The sequence below is a fragment of the Marinobacter maritimus genome (assembly GCF_007671675.1).
GTDB lineage: Bacteria > Pseudomonadota > Gammaproteobacteria > Pseudomonadales > Oleiphilaceae > Marinobacter > Marinobacter maritimus.
The window spans coordinates 477,602-491,997 of sequence record NZ_VCGW01000001.1; the positions used below are offsets into that span (position 1 = coordinate 477,602).

Here is a 14,396-nt window from a genome sequence, read left to right on the forward strand (position 1 = left end):
CATGACATTGACGAAAAATCTGGGAATCTACAGCCAGGCGGGTGCAAAGAGCTCTTCAGAGCTGATCGAAACACACGCGCCGCTGGTCAAGAAAATTGCTCTCCATCTTTTGGCGCGACTGCCCGCTTCTGTGCAGCTCGATGACCTCATGCAGGCCGGTATGATTGGTTTGCTCGAGGCTGCCCAACGTTACAGCTCCACCAAAGGCGCAACTTTCGAGACTTATGCCGGTATACGCATTCGCGGCTCCATGGTGGATGAAATCCGCAAAGGCGACTGGGTGCCGCGCTCTGTTCACAGGAACGGTCGCCGGGTTGCACAGGCTATCAAGGCTGTTGAAAATCGTTTGGGACGTGAAGCCCAGGACGCGGAGGTTGCCGAAGAGCTCGGTATGGGGCTTTCTGAATACCATGCCACTCTGTCTGATTCGAACAGTGGGCGACTTTTTAGCCTTGATGAGCTCAATGAATCCGGAGAGCTGCCGATAGGAGAAGCAGAGACCAGTGATAATCCACTGGACGGACTGGCTTCTGATTCCTTTCGCAGCAATCTGGTAGCTGCAATTGAACAGCTACCAGAGCGGGAAAAGCTGGTTCTGAGCCTGTATTACCAGGAGGAGCTGAACCTCAAGGAAATTGGCGCAGTGCTGGGCGTCAGCGAAAGCAGGGTCAGCCAGATTCACAGCCAGGCGGCGCTGCGGCTGCGTGGCAGGCTCTCTGAATGGCGTCATGAAGATGGCAGTTAGGAAGCCCTTGGGTTTCTGGATCGTACTGGTGTGTAGTATTTGGTAACCGATGCTTTACAACCGTGATAAAGATCAGACAATAAGTGCTTAAATCAGCGGCCTGCCAAATTTTGAGCGCAAAGGTCAAACGAATTCCGGGTCTTACTTACTGGAGGTCCCTTTGGACAAGAACATGAAAATTCTCATTGTGGATGATTTCTCCACAATGCGGCGGATTATCAAGAACCTGCTCCGCGATCTGGGTTTCACCAATACCGATGAAGCCGATGATGGCAACACGGCTTTGCCTATGCTCAAAAGCGGCAAGTACGATTTTCTGGTGACAGATTGGAATATGCCAGGAATGTCTGGCTTCGATTTGCTTAAGGCAGTGCGGGCCGATGACAACCTGAAAACCCTCCCGGTGTTGATGGTTACGGCCGAAGCCAAACGCGACCAGATTGTGGCGGCAGCTCAAGCCGGCGTGAATGGGTACGTGGTGAAGCCTTTCACCGCCGCTGTTCTCAAAGAAAAAATTGAGAAAATTTTTGAAAGAATCCAGTAATCAGAGATTGGATGGATCGCATGAGTGATAACGAGAAGATCCACCGGGGTCTCGAGCCGGAAGTCACCGAAAAGCTCCGACAGCAGACGGCAGAACTTGGCCGATGCGTTGAAAGCGGAGATTATGCTGGCGCTATGACCGTGATCAATGAGCTGGGCGAAGCCCGGGATCAGAGCCTGTATCGGGAAGTGGGACGGCTGACCCGATCACTTCATGAATCGATACGGAATTTTCAGATAGACCCACGCAGTGCCGAGCAGAAGGAGGTTTTGTCGATGATGACAGACGCCTCGGATCGGCTTGCCTACGTTGTGCAGATGACCGGCCAGGCTGCCAATCGCACCATGGATCTGGTTGAAGAGAGTATGCCCGTAGCCAATGCAATGCGTGACGAAGCGAACGCTTTGCGGGAAGAATGGCAGCGTTTGCGCCGCCGTGAAATGCAGCCTGCGGAGTTTCGTGAACTATACGGTCGGATTGACAACTTTTTTGTGAGCCTGACCCAGGACGCCGATACGATATACAGCGGTCTCTCTGAAATTCTTTTGGCGCAGGATTTTCAGGATCTGACCGGACAGGTGATTCAGCGTGTCACGACGCTGGTTAAAGACGTGGAAGAGCAGATGCTCAGCCTTGTTGTGATGGCCAGTCATGTAGACAAGCTCACCGGCACGGTTCATCAGATTGAAGGCCAGGAAGTATCCGCTGAGCAGGGCGTGGGGCCTCAGATGAAGGCTGAAGAGCGTGAAGATGTAGTTTCGGGACAAAACGACGTAGATGACCTGTTGTCTAGTCTCGGTTTCTGAATTTAAGAGGTTAACCCATGGCGTTTGATGCCGATGATGAGATCCTGCAGGACTTCCTCGTAGAAGCTGGAGAGATTCTCGAAAAGCTGTCTGAGCAACTTGTCGATCTCGAGCAGCATCCTGATGACAGCAATTTGCTCAACGCCATATTCCGTGGGTTTCATACCGTCAAGGGTGGTGCGGGCTTCCTGCAGTTGGAGGCTCTTGTAAACTGCTGCCACTCTGCAGAAAACGTGTTCGACATTCTGCGCAACCATAAGCGTCAGGTCGACTCAGAGCTTATGGACGTGGTTCTGGAAGTTCTGGATCATGTTAACGCCATGTTTGAGCAGGTGCGCAATCGCGAAGAGCTTACGCCTGCGCCTGATCAGTTGATCGCCGCGCTGGATGCACTGGCCTTGCCTAAGGATGCCATTGCGGAAGCGTCAAGCGTACCTCAGGAAGAGTCGTCTGAAGCCGGGTCGGATGGCGGTGACATTACCGACGATGAATTTGAACAACTGCTTGATGCTCTGCACGGCGAGACACCCGTCGGTGGGTCAGTTCCCAGCCCGGTGCATGAGTCGCCAGCTGGCAACAACAGTGATGGCGCCGACAATGAGATCAGCGACGATGAGTTTGAAGCGTTGCTGGACGAACTTCATGGCAAAGGTAAATTTGCCGTGCAAGAGGCCCCGGCCGCAGATTCAGGCCCAACAAGCTCAGCTGGTCCGGCAACAGGTAGCAGCGGTGAGCTGATCAGTGACGATGAATTCGAAAAACTGCTGGACGAACTGCACGGCAAGGGCGGCAGCCCGACAACGGGCAGCCCGGGCAACAAACCCGATGAACCTTCACCGGTAAAAGCGGAACCCGGCCCAGGGCCTGCCAAAAGCAAGCCTGATTCAAAACCGCCCGCCAAGCAGCCTCCCAAGAATGCTACCCCAGCGGCGCCCTCCCGTGAGCAAGCACCCGTTGCAGAAACCACTGTCCGCGTCGATACCAAACGTCTCGACGACATCATGAACATGGTGGGTGAACTGGTGCTGGTGCGCAACCGGTTGCAGCGACTGGGTTCCGCGAGCGAAGACGAACATATGCACAAAGCGGTATCCAGTCTTGATGTCGTAACGACAGATCTGCAGGCCGCTGTCATGCAAACCCGGATGCAGCCGATCAAGAAAGTATTCGGCCGTTTCCCGCGTGTTGTTCGCGATCTTGCCCGTGGCATGAACAAGGAAGTAAATCTGGTCATGCACGGCGAGGACACCGATCTCGATAAAAATCTCGTCGAAGCGCTTTCGGATCCACTTGTCCATCTGGTGCGGAACTCGGTGGATCACGGCATCGAAGCGCCGGACGTGCGCGAAAAAGCCGGCAAGCCGCGGCAGGGCACAGTCACGCTGTCAGCGGAGCAGGAAGGGGATCATATTCTCTTGTCTATCCATGACGATGGCGCCGGTATGGACCCGGAAGTACTGCGGCGCAAAGCCGTGGAGAAAGGAATTTACGATCAGGATGCAGCCGATCGCCTGACAGATACGGAATGTTTCAACCTGATCTTCGCTGCTGGCTTCTCCACCAAGGAGCAGATTTCTGACGTTTCTGGCCGCGGTGTGGGTATGGATGTGGTCAAGACCAAAATCAGCCAGCTCAACGGTCAGCTCAGCATTGTTTCAGAGTTGGGTAAAGGATCACGCATCATCATCAAGGTGCCCTTGACCCTGGCGATCATGCCAACGCTGATGATCATGCTGGGCAACCAGTCGTTTGCGCTGCCGTTGGTGAATGTTGTTGAAATTTTCCATCTGGACCTGACCCGCACCAACATCGTAGACGGCCGCGAATGCGTTGTAGTGCGCGACAAGGTGTTCCCCCTGTTTCATATAAAACGCTGGTTGGTTAAAGGCACTGCCGCGGCCAAGGGGGAACCTGAAAATGGCCATGTGGTGATTGTGGCCATGGGTACGCAGCAGGTGGGCTTTGTGGTTGATCAGTTGGTGGGTCAGGAAGAAGTGGTTATCAAACCTCTCGGGCGTGGACTTCAGGGTACACCGGGTATGGCTGGCGCTACGATTACCGGCGACGGCCGTATCGCTCTCATTATTGATGTCCCCAGCCTGTTGCAGCGTTACAGTTGAGTGTTTGATTGGGGCAACAGATGTTCGGTAGGAGAAACGGATGACAGTTTCTGTCCTGGTCGTTGACGATTCAGGGTTCTTCCGCAAACGGCTGACGGAGATACTGACTGCGTCCGGACAGATCCGGGTGGTGGGTGTTGCGTCCAATGGCCGGGAGGGTGTTGAGCTGGCTGAATCACTGCGCCCGGATGTTATTACCATGGATTACGAAATGCCGATTATGGATGGTATTTCGGCTGTGCGTGAGATCATGAAAACGCGCCCTGTGCCGGTGCTGATGTTCTCTTCTCTTACCTATGAAGGGGCCAGGGTTACGCTGGATGCACTCGAAGCAGGGGCGGTTGATTTTCTGCCCAAGAACTTCGAAGAAATTGCCCGGGATGGCAGCCAGCTGCAGAAAATTCTGATCGATCGCGTGCTTGATGTTGCGCGAAGCCGGCCGGCCGGCCGAGCATCACACACCCTTTCTCACTCTCCACCTCAATCTCCAGGAACTGCTCCGTCGTCTCGGGGCAGAGCTGTGCCAAAGCCCGCCGTGGCAAGCCGCCCGGAGCCGCGCCCGCTGGCCTCCGGACACCAGAGTGCGCAGGGAGCGCCCAGCCGTCCGTCCCGAAAAGGTCCTGCCCGGCATTATGCTGTTGTCGGCATCGGCACCTCTACTGGGGGGCCTGTCGCACTCCAGCGTGTCCTGACGGCCTTGCCGGCAACCTTTCCCTCACCCCTTGTGCTGGTTCAGCATATGCCTGCGAGTTTTACTCCGGCATTCGCTGAGCGGCTCAACAAGCTGTGCAAGATAGAAGTCCGCCAGGCTGAGGACGGCGATATTCTGCGCCCCGGGCTGGCATTGCTCGCACCGGGCGGCAAACAGATGATGGTCGAAAACCGCGGTGGCCAGCCCCGAGTGCGTATTTTGCCTGGGGACGAACGGCTGAACTATCGGCCCTGTGTGGACGTTACCTTTGGCTCGCTTGCTCGCGCATACCCCGGGAAAACACTGGGTGTGATCCTCACTGGAATGGGGTCAGACGGCCGGGAAGGCTGCCGCATGATGAAACAGAGTGGCTCGCAAATCTGGTCTCAGGATGAAAAATCATCGGTGATCTACGGCATGCCCATGGCCGTTGCAAAAGCGGGCTTGAGTGATGAAGTTCTGGCTCTCGATGACGTAGCTCCGCGACTGATTGAGGGCGTTAGCTGATGGATTTTCTCAGCCTGCTTGGGGTTGTTCTGGCATTTGCCGCCATCCTTGGTGGCAACCTGCTGGAGGGTGGCGCGCTAAGCTCGCTCTTTAACGGCCCTGCGGCAATTATCGTTATTGGCGGCACCGTCGCTGCCACTATCCTCCAGACCTCATGGCCGACCCTGAAAAGAGCCTCCGCACAGGCTAGATGGGTGTTTGTTCCTCCTTACATCAGTATCGAAGACGGCATTGGCAAGGTAATCGACTGGAGCGTAAAGGCTCGTAAACAAGGCCTGTTAGGGCTTGAGGGGCTGGCTGAGAAAGAGCCGGAACACTTTGCCCGCAAAGGCTTGCAGTTGCTGGTGGATGGGGCAGAAACAGAAACAATCCGAAGCATCATGGAAATAGACCTGGAGTGCCGTGAGCAACGGGATCTGGAATCCGCCCGAGTGTTTGAAGCCATGGGGGGATACTCACCGACGATCGGTATTATCGGTGCCGTTATGGGGCTGATTCAGGTAATGACCAACCTTGAAGACCCCGAGTCGCTCGGTAACGGCATTGCTACGGCCTTCGTGGCAACCATTTATGGCGTAGCACTGGCCAACCTGCTGTTTTTCCCGGTTGCCAACAAGCTGCGCGGGCTGGTGAAGGAACGCTCGAGATACGAAGACATGATGATCGATGGCCTTATTGCCATCGCGGAGGGTGAGAACCCTAAATCCATTGAATTGCGGCTGCGGGGCTTCCTGCAGTAGGCAAACCCGGTTCCTATTATGCGGCGTCGCAGGCAACCTCAGGACGATTTGCACAACAAAGAACGTTGGCTGATTTCCTATGCGGATTTCATAACCCTGCTGTTTGCATTTTTTGTGGTGATGTATTCAGTGTCGTCGGTAAATGAAGGCAAGTACAAAGTGCTTTCAGAAACGCTTACCGGAGTTTTCAACGCCCCTCAGCGATCCTTTCAGCCCATAGAAATCGGTGATCAGCCTCTGCGCCCCGAAATGACTGTGCCAGAGGATGTCATTCCTCCGGCGGTTACCGAGGCGCCCCGAAATCCGGAACAAGAGATCGCGGAGCGTACTGAGGCATTGCGTACCATGGCAGATCAGCTCGCCATGGAGTTTGGTGATCTGATCAATCGTGGGGTGGTGACGCTTGAAACCAATGAGCGCTGGCTGGCGCTGAACCTACCGGACAGTTTGTTGTTTGGCAGCGGTGACGCCGAGCCGCACTATGACGCATTTGGCGTGATTGAAAAAATCGCCAGAGTTCTCAGGAACCGGGATAACGCCGTAAAAGTTGAAGGTTTCACCGACAACCAGCCCATTCGTACGACCCGCTTCCCTTCGAATTGGGAGTTGTCAGTGGCGCGAGCGGCTGCGGTTGTCCGCATGCTGGGTATGGATGGAATTGAACCTGAACGACTGGCGGCGGTAGGGTATGGTCAACACCAGCCTCTAGCGCGTAACGATACGGAAGAGGGGCGTCGGCGAAACCGCCGTGTAGTGCTTCTTATCTCCCGCGAGGCCAGCGTTCGGGGAATTATGCGCTAGCGCTCTTTTCCCATTCAAGTTGTCTAACCGCTGGCCGATAAACCACTGCGGGCTGATAAATCAAAGTACAACAGGTTTTAAGCTGGTCGCAACATCGTAGTCGTAGTCTCCGGAGAAAAAACGTGCGAATCTGGGCAGTAGCCAATCAAAAAGGTGGTGTGGGTAAAACCACCTCAGTGGTCGCGTTGGGCGGCTTGCTGGCAGAGCGCGGCAAACGCGTTCTCGTGGTTGATCTTGACCCCCATGGCTCACTTACCAGTTGGTTCGGGTACGATCCGGATACCATTGCGCACAGCGTATTTGACCTGTTCCAGCACCAAGGTAAAGTGCCTGAGGGTTTACCCGCCCAGCTTATCACCGAAACCAGCTGCCCCGGTTTGTCTCTGCTGCCGGCGAGCACGGCACTGGCGACGCTGGAGCGCCGAATGGTCGGCGTTGAAGGTATGGGGCTTATCGTGTCGCGGGCTCTTACCCAGCTATGGGATGATTTTGATTACGTTATTCTGGACAACACACCCTCGCTGGGTGTGCTAATGGTCAACGCCCTGGCGGCGGCACAGCATCTCGTTATTCCAGTTCAGACCGAGTTTCTCGCAATCAAAGGCCTTGAGCGCATGCTGCATACCCTGCAGATGATCATGCGCTCCCAGAAGAATGAACTTACTTACACCATAGTGCCAACCCTGTTCGACCGACGTACCCAAGCCTCGGTCAAGAGCTTGAACCAACTGCGCAAAACCTATCAGGATACCCTGTGGAGGTTTGCGGTGCCTGTTGACACCAAATTCCGCGATGCAAGCCAGGCGGGTGTTGTGCCTTCTAAACTGGACGCTCAGACTCACGGCGTGCGGGCTTACAGGCACTTGCTGGATGATGTGTTGGCAAGGACAGGCACAGGGAAGGAGCGTCAGCATGGCTGACGAAAAATTGACAAGGCTGGCGGATCCGGCCAGTGCCATTGCCAGTTATCTGGATGAATTGCTGCATACGGCGACCGATATCGCTTTGCGTGAAGAGATAGTTGAGCCGAAGCGGATTCCCGAAAAAAAACCTGACCCGAAACCCGAGCACAAGCCGGTGTTGAGGGCCAGACCAGCGCCAAGGGTGGAGCCGTCGCCGAAACCGGTGCAAGCTCAAGAGGCCGTTGCTGTCGTTGCTTCCGCGCCAGAACCGACGCCAGAACCGACGCCAGAGCCGGCACCTGAATTACCCGTATCGCGCCCGGAGTGGTCGCACCGTCCGTTTGAGTGTCTGATTTTTACGGTAGCGGGCCTGCAGCTTGCGGTTCCTCTCGTGCTGCTGGGCGCTATCCACCGGATTGAAGAAGAAGTCCGGCCGATCCCCGGTAGCCCCCTGTGGTATATGGGAATTCGCCCAGGCACTCAACAAAATCTGCGAGTTGTGGATACGGCCCAGTGGATTATGGCCGGTAGGGTGCCCGCGAATGCCCGGGACAACTATCGGTTTGTCATTCGGCTGGATAACAGCGAGTGGGGGTTGGCCTGCGACGACGTAGCCCAGTCGTTCACCCTGAGCCCGGATGATGTGCGCTGGCGCACGGCCCGCAGCAAACGGCCCTGGCTGGCGGGAACGGTAATTGAACAGATGTGTGCCCTGGTTGATGTGCGCACCATGGCGAACTTGCTGGTGCGTGCCGAGCGTGAGCAGCATCTTGATTTGAGTTGACCGGCAAGCCGGTTACGGAATGAAACGGTGCCGTGCTGGCACGATTTGTGCCCTTAACTATAGTATTGGGCGCTGATGATGTTTTTTTGACGATCAGGTTGCCCGCTGGGTAGCCGAACAGGAGATTCAGGTTATGGCATCCCCGAGCGGACAGCAAAGTCAGGCCCAAGACGATCAGGTACTGCAGTATGTGACCTTCCGACTGGATAACGAGACCTACGGTCTGAACGTTATGCAGATCCAGGAAGTACTGAGATACACGGAAATCGCGCCAGTACCGGGTGCTCCGGATTATGTGCTCGGTATCATCAATCTGCGGGGCAATGTGGTGACGGTTATCGACACCCGCCGCCGTTTTGGATTGGCAGATGCGGATGTGACAGACGCCACCCGGATAGTAGTGATGGAATCGGCCGATCAGGTAATGGGCATACTGGTGGATTCCGTAGCCGAGGTTGTGTACCTGAAAGCCAGTGAAATTGAGACTGCACCGAATGTGGGTAACGAAGAAAGCGCGAGGTTTATCCAGGGTGTGTGTAACAAAGATGGTGAACTGATCATATTGGTCGAGTTCGACAAAATGCTGTCAGACCACGAATGGGCTGAAATCTCAGGGCTGTGACCGGGGCTATTCCGGCCAGGCCTTATGATGGACGCCTTCCGTGGCAAATAAACCGGAGACGTCCATCATGTTTGCAGAAATTCCTTCCTATATTCCCTGGGTGCTGACCGCAGTAGCGCTCTGCCTGGTTTTCGCGCAGGGGCTGATGCTCGGGCGCCAGAATCAGCAACTGAAAGCCACACTCAAGGATCGCTGCGACACGCTCGGCCGGGAGCTGCATGCCACAGCGAGCGGCAGCATGGGTGTAGGCCAGCGCCTTGTGGTCTGCGAACGGCAATTACACGAGTTGCGCTCAACCATTGATGAGATGCGCCAGAACGACCCTCTGCGTATTTCCTATGATGAAGCCTCACGGCTTGTTGATCTCGGAGCGGATATTGACGACCTTATGAACACCTGCGGAATATCCCGTCCCGAGGCCGAACTGGTATCAGCGTTGAGAAAACGTCAGGCGGCCTGAAATTATAAAGTTTCTGTTGAATCGCCGCCGGCGTCTTCAGGCGTCCGGCCGCGAATATGAAATGCGAATGCAAGAATTTCCGCTATAACCCGGTAGAGGTTTTCCGGTATTTCGTCGTTCAGGGACAAGCGCGCAAGAATGCCTGCCAGCTCTGCGTTTTCATACAGCGGCACATTGTGCTCCCTGGCGATCCTGATAATCTCATCGGCCAGTTCGTACGTACCCGTGGCCGTTATGGTCGGAGCCTTCTCTCCGTCGTATTTAAGTGCAACGGCAGCGTCGGAAGAATGACGTTCGTTTTGCTCTTTCATGCCCGGGTATCCACCAGTCTGTGTTCCAGCTTCGTTGCCGGGTACGTCGGGCTGCCACGACGACAGTCTAGGTCAGTAACTTCCAGCCCCAGCTCCGACAGGCTTCGTCGCAGTAATGGCAGCTCTTCGTTCACCTGCTTCAGTGTGTCCTGTTTTTCTGCCCACACCCGTGCGCTGACTTCCTGCTGGCGCAGGGAAACTTCAAAATTCAGGGCGCCGGCCTGTTCCAGGTCAATGGCAAGATTAAGGCGCCATTCGCTGATGGCAGCGCGCTTGCCATCGCGACTTTTTGAGGAGGCCTCGTCCTTGTGCTGTTCTATGCGTAATTGCGCCACCCTTGGCTCGGCCTGGGGTGTCACCCAAGGTAAATCCATCAGCATGGTTGAGGCGGGCGCAGGTGTGTCACCCCCGCCTCTCGCAGTCAGTATCTGGCTGTGTAACTGGTTTACGGTGATGCGGTTCAGCATGCCGGCTAACATTCGCAATGTCTGCCCCACTGATGTGGGCTCGGAGCTCATGGCGGGCGGCGTTGATGTCAGCGCCTGCGGGAACTGCAGAGGAGCCTGAACCAGCCCGGGGCTGGCAAGTGGTGTGAGGCGGTTGAACAACACTGCTTTGTCGCCGCCTTGTTCAGCCAGCAGGGCGGTGATCATACGGCCAATGGCAAGCTTGAGGTCGGGTAGGGCCGGGGATGGTGTCTGAGTCAGGCGGGATTCTGCGAACAGCCCGCTCTCCGCGATCCATTGCCGTATTTGTTGCACGGTGTTGTTCTGCGTTCCGGCGCCCGGTGCCAGGGTATTACTGGAAGGCAGTCTTGCAAGCAGCGTTTCGAGAGCCTGTCGTGCAGCCTCCGGCAGCGGTTGCGGGCTGCGGGTTGTAGGGAGCTGGCCGGGCGTCGGTTCAGGAATAACGCCGCGGTTCAGTGCCGTCATCAGCTTGGCCAGACCGCTGTCCAGGCTCTGCTGCCAGGGCATGCGTTGGGCAAGAGCCCGGGCAATGGTGGCTTCCGGGGCTTGCGCCAGCTTGCCCATGAGTTGCAGTTCATTGCCGGCACGCATGACTTTCACCCAGTCCCCGGGCGTCAACTCCGTGGCGCCAATGGTCGCGCTTACCTGAAGCGGTTTACCTCGAACGTCCAAAAGCACTTCGGCACTACCGCCGCCTTGACGTTGGATGATTTCCGCAACACGGGCCAGTACGGTTTCCCGGTTCGCAAGCTGAAGCTGATCCAGTTGCTGTCGGGCAGACAAAACGGCCGTTTCCCGGCCTGATTGCCTGGTGTCAGTGGTTTTTTCTGGGCCGGGGGTAACCGGTGCCGGGGGTGCAGGGGGCTGTTGACCGCTGGGTAGTTTCATTGCTGCTGACTTGATACCAGACAAGAGTATTTTGAAGGCGCTTTCGTTATAATACGCCGCGCCGGCAACTTTTGCCGTGAACACACCCGATGCACTATGCGCATCGACCTGATTACGGGGCCCTGATGTCCGAGCCGTTACTACAGGCTGTCAATCTGCAGTGTGAGCGGGACAAGCGGATACTTTTCCGTGAGTTATCTTTCTCCATACTGCCCGGTACGGTAACCCGTGTCGAGGGGCCGAACGGCTCCGGCAAAACGACGCTGCTGAGAATACTGGCGGGCTTGAACGATGCGTGGACCGGCGGGCTTAACTGGTGTGGCGCATCGATCGCCGGTCAGCGAGAGGCGTTTCTCCGGAACATGCTTTATCTCGGGCATCGCCCGGGTATCAAACCCCTGCTTACTCCCATGGAGAATCTCCGGGCCTTGATGGCTGGTCGCAGGCCGGTGTCTGATGCGGCATTGGGGCAGGCGCTGGAGGGGACAGGCTTGAGAGGTTTCGAAAATATACCTTGTCGCAACCTGTCTGCAGGCCAGCAGCGCAGGGTTGCGCTGGCGCGCCTGCTGGTTGCTGATGAACCACTGTGGTTACTCGATGAAGTATTCACTGCCATAGACGCCGATGGCGTAAAAGCCCTCGAGGCGCTTTTGCAGCAACGCGCTGCCGAGGGCGGCGCCGTGCTGGTTACAACTCACCATGACTTGGCATTGCCAGGCATGCGTAGACTGATTCTTGGTGCGGGAGGCTCGTTTGATGAACGCTGAAGCCCGCCCGGCGGCCCGGCTTGCCAGTACCAGCGTGGGTGCATTGGCAGCCATGAAGGGCGTCTTTGCCCGGGATATGAGAGTGGCATTCCGGCAACGCCAGGATTTGCTCAACCCGCTGCTGTTTTTTGTGATGGTCGTCACGCTGTTTCCGCTTGGAGTCAGCCCGGAAGTTTCATTTTTGAGCGAGGCAGGAGCCGGCATTCTCTGGGTAGCAGCGCTGCTGTCTGTATTGCTGTCGCTGGATCATCTGTTCCGCCACGACTTTGACGATGGCACCCTGGAACAGCTTGTGCTTCAACCGCAGCCGCTGTTTCTGCTGATTCTGGCAAAAACTCTGGCGCACTGGGTGCTGACAGGGCTGCCCCTGGTCATGTTGACACCCGTTCTTGGTGTAATGGTGCATCTCGACGGGAACTCTATCGCTGTTTTATGTCTAACGCTGCTGATCGGGACGCCGGTACTGAGCCTGATTGGCGCTATTGGCGCGGCGTTAACACTTGGGTTGCGATCGGCAGGCGTGCTCTTGTCCCTGCTGATCATTCCACTGTACATTCCTGTGCTTATTTTCGGCACGGGCACGGTTGCAGCGGCAGCAGAGGGAGCATCAGTGGGGGCCTATCTTGCTCTGATGGGTGCGTTTCTGATGCTGGCGCTGACACTGGCGCCGTTCGCAGCGGCCGCGGCGCTGAGAATCAGCTTGTCGAATGGGTAAAACAAGGTAAACGGTAGGACGGTGACCATCTGATGTGGCAATTTTTTCACAAACTGGGTTCCCCAAAATGGTTTTTCGGGATATCCACCCGGTTCATGCCCTGGCTGCTGGCGGGCGGCTTGCTGTTGCTTATGAGCGGGGTTATCTGGGGCCTGGCGTTTGCGCCCAAGGATTACCTTCAGGGGAATAGCTACCGGATCATTTTTATTCATGTTCCCACGGCGTTTATGGCTCAGTCGGTGTACATCATGATGGCGTCTGCGGCCCTTGTAACACTGGTTTGGCGTATGAAACTCGCCGATGTATTCGTCAAGGCGGTTGCGCCGGTGGGGCTGATTCTCACGTTTTTGGCACTTTTTACCGGCGCTGTCTGGGGCAAACCAACCTGGGGCACCTGGTGGATATGGGATGCCCGGCTTACTTCCATGCTGATACTGTTGTTTCTGTATGGCGGGGTTATCGCGCTGGATCGCGCCATTAATGACGAAAAGTCTGCCGCCCGTGCGGTGGCGGTGCTGGTGTTGGTCGGGGTAGTGAATATCCCCATTATCAAATACTCCGTGGAATGGTGGAATACACTGCATCAACCCGCGACGTTCAAGCTCACAGAAAAACCGTCCATGCCGGCGGAAATGTGGGTGCCGCTGCTGCTTTCAGTGCTGGGCCTGTATCTGATTTTTGGCTGGCTTGCCTGTGTTCGCATGCAGACAGAGATTTTGTCGAGGGAGCAGCGCACTCGCTGGGTGAAAGAATTCGTAACGAAAGGAAGGGTCTGACCAATGGCATTTGATTCCTTTTCTGCCTTGATTGTGATGGAAGGTCATGGTCCCTATGTCTGGGCCTGTTACGCAGTGTTTTTCGTGTTGATGGCACTGATGATGATCGCGTCGGTTCGGAGCCGGAGTGCGACTATTGAATCCTGCCGTCGCGGTTATGAGCTTCAGGCTGAAAAGAGTACAGTGGCGGCGGCTTCAGCGACCTCTGCGTCCTTCGCGCGCGTAAACGTTTCCCAAGACTGACTGACAGGTATGTAAATGCATCCGATCCGTAAAAAGCGGCTGACTATAGTTCTGTTTCTGCTGGTAGGGCTCTCCGTCGCTGTGGCACTAACCACGTATGCGCTACGCCAGAACATCAATCTGTTTTACGATCCAAGCCAGATTTCCGCCGGGGAAGCGCCGGTTGACGTGCGGATCCGGGCGGGCGGTATGGTTGAAGAGGGCTCGGTTGTGCGGGATCCCGAAAGTCTGAAAGTGGAGTTCCTGGTAACCGACTTTAATGCTTCGGTGCCAGTTGAGTACGTCGGTATCCTGCCAGATCTGTTTGCTGAAGGGCAGGGCATTGTTGCCATGGGCAGGCTCAACAACAAAGGCCGCTTTGTAGCGGACCAGGTTCTGGCCAAGCATGATGAAAACTACATGCCGCCGGAAGTCGCCAATGCACTGGAAAAGGCTTCTAAAGCCGAGAATAAGCCGATGTCTGGAACTGCCAAACCGGCAACCTACTAAACACACAACAATCAACAG

18 protein-coding genes are annotated in these 14,396 nt (G+C 56.0%); 16 read left to right on the plus strand and 2 right to left on the minus strand.

Going from position 1 to position 14,396, the window contains the following annotated elements:
• The first annotated feature begins 1 nt into the window (after window position 1).
• From FFI90_RS02170 to FFI90_RS02220, 11 genes are all read left to right on the plus strand, one after another.
• The gene (locus FFI90_RS02170; protein ID WP_144776093.1) at window positions 2-745 is read left to right on the plus strand and encodes an RNA polymerase sigma factor FliA; all 744 of its coding nucleotides are present in this window, start codon (window positions 2-4) and stop codon (window positions 743-745) included.
• 160 nt (window positions 746-905) lie between these two features.
• Window positions 906-1,289, plus strand: a complete 384-nt coding sequence (gene cheY / locus FFI90_RS02175) for a chemotaxis response regulator CheY (protein WP_072796801.1) — start codon at window positions 906-908, stop codon at window positions 1,287-1,289.
• 20 nt (window positions 1,290-1,309) lie between these two features.
• Window positions 1,310-2,095, plus strand: a complete 786-nt coding sequence (locus FFI90_RS02180; protein ID WP_144776095.1) for a protein phosphatase CheZ — start codon at window positions 1,310-1,312, stop codon at window positions 2,093-2,095.
• A 17-nt stretch (window positions 2,096-2,112) separates the two neighbouring features.
• A complete protein-coding gene (locus FFI90_RS02185; protein ID WP_144776097.1) occupies window positions 2,113-4,215 on the plus strand; it encodes a chemotaxis protein CheA in 2,103 nt (700 codons plus the stop codon).
• A 40-nt stretch (window positions 4,216-4,255) separates the two neighbouring features.
• On the plus strand, window positions 4,256-5,413 hold the full coding sequence (locus FFI90_RS02190; RefSeq protein ID WP_144776099.1) for a protein-glutamate methylesterase/protein-glutamine glutaminase: 1,158 nt from the start codon (window positions 4,256-4,258) through the stop codon (window positions 5,411-5,413).
• The gene (locus FFI90_RS02195; protein ID WP_144776101.1) at window positions 5,413-6,153 is read left to right on the plus strand and encodes a flagellar motor protein; all 741 of its coding nucleotides are present in this window, start codon (window positions 5,413-5,415) and stop codon (window positions 6,151-6,153) included. The genes FFI90_RS02190 and FFI90_RS02195 overlap by 1 nt, the downstream gene beginning before the upstream one ends.
• Before the next feature lie 18 nt (window positions 6,154-6,171).
• Window positions 6,172-6,954 carry a flagellar motor protein MotD gene (motD, locus tag FFI90_RS02200; protein ID WP_144776103.1) on the plus strand — a complete coding sequence of 261 codons (783 nt, stop codon included), beginning with the start codon at window positions 6,172-6,174 and terminating at the stop codon, window positions 6,952-6,954.
• 122 nt (window positions 6,955-7,076) lie between these two features.
• Complete coding sequence (locus FFI90_RS02205) at window positions 7,077-7,874, plus strand: ParA family protein (RefSeq protein WP_144776105.1); 798 nt, start codon at window positions 7,077-7,079, stop codon at window positions 7,872-7,874.
• Window positions 7,867-8,640, plus strand: a complete 774-nt coding sequence (locus FFI90_RS02210) for a chemotaxis protein CheW (protein ID WP_144776107.1) — start codon at window positions 7,867-7,869, stop codon at window positions 8,638-8,640. Before FFI90_RS02205 ends, FFI90_RS02210 begins: the two co-directional genes overlap by 8 nt.
• A 133-nt stretch (window positions 8,641-8,773) precedes the next feature.
• Window positions 8,774-9,262, plus strand: coding sequence for a chemotaxis protein CheW (locus FFI90_RS02215; RefSeq protein ID WP_144776109.1), 489 nt, complete (start codon window positions 8,774-8,776; stop codon window positions 9,260-9,262).
• Between the two features lie 67 nt (window positions 9,263-9,329).
• Complete coding sequence (locus tag FFI90_RS02220) at window positions 9,330-9,722, plus strand: DUF2802 domain-containing protein (protein ID WP_144777184.1); 393 nt, start codon at window positions 9,330-9,332, stop codon at window positions 9,720-9,722.
• A gap of 2 nt (window positions 9,723-9,724) precedes the next feature.
• Here FFI90_RS02220 and FFI90_RS02225 read toward each other — a convergent pair whose 3' ends face one another.
• Together FFI90_RS02225 and fliK are read right to left on the minus strand one after the other, a co-directional pair.
• The gene (locus FFI90_RS02225; RefSeq protein WP_144776111.1) at window positions 9,725-10,033 is read right to left on the minus strand and encodes an EscU/YscU/HrcU family type III secretion system export apparatus switch protein; all 309 of its coding nucleotides are present in this window, start codon (window positions 10,031-10,033) and stop codon (window positions 9,725-9,727) included.
• Entirely contained in the window at window positions 10,030-11,283 is a 1,254-nt protein-coding gene (fliK, locus tag FFI90_RS02230) for a flagellar hook-length control protein FliK (protein ID WP_246123285.1), read from the minus strand. The genes FFI90_RS02225 and fliK overlap by 4 nt, the downstream gene beginning before the upstream one ends.
• A gap of 230 nt (window positions 11,284-11,513) precedes the next feature.
• Between fliK and ccmA the strand changes: the two genes are divergently transcribed.
• The 5 genes from ccmA to ccmE are packed head-to-tail and all read left to right on the plus strand — an operon-like array spanning window position 11,514 to window position 14,378.
• Window positions 11,514-12,155: a cytochrome c biogenesis heme-transporting ATPase CcmA gene (gene ccmA, locus FFI90_RS02235; RefSeq protein ID WP_144776115.1), complete on the plus strand. Its 642-nt coding sequence runs from the start codon at window positions 11,514-11,516 to the stop codon at window positions 12,153-12,155.
• Complete coding sequence (ccmB, locus tag FFI90_RS02240; RefSeq protein WP_144776117.1) at window positions 12,145-12,870, plus strand: heme exporter protein CcmB; 726 nt, start codon at window positions 12,145-12,147, stop codon at window positions 12,868-12,870. Before ccmA ends, ccmB begins: the two co-directional genes overlap by 11 nt.
• 32 nt (window positions 12,871-12,902) lie before the next feature.
• The gene (ccmC, locus tag FFI90_RS02245; protein ID WP_144776119.1) at window positions 12,903-13,646 is read left to right on the plus strand and encodes a heme ABC transporter permease CcmC; all 744 of its coding nucleotides are present in this window, start codon (window positions 12,903-12,905) and stop codon (window positions 13,644-13,646) included.
• A 3-nt stretch (window positions 13,647-13,649) separates the two neighbouring features.
• A complete protein-coding gene (ccmD, locus tag FFI90_RS02250; protein ID WP_144776121.1) occupies window positions 13,650-13,889 on the plus strand; it encodes a heme exporter protein CcmD in 240 nt (79 codons plus the stop codon).
• 15 nt (window positions 13,890-13,904) lie between these two features.
• Window positions 13,905-14,378: a cytochrome c maturation protein CcmE gene (ccmE, locus tag FFI90_RS02255; RefSeq protein WP_144776123.1), complete on the plus strand. Its 474-nt coding sequence runs from the start codon at window positions 13,905-13,907 to the stop codon at window positions 14,376-14,378.
• Window positions 14,379-14,396: the final 18 nt, after the last annotated feature.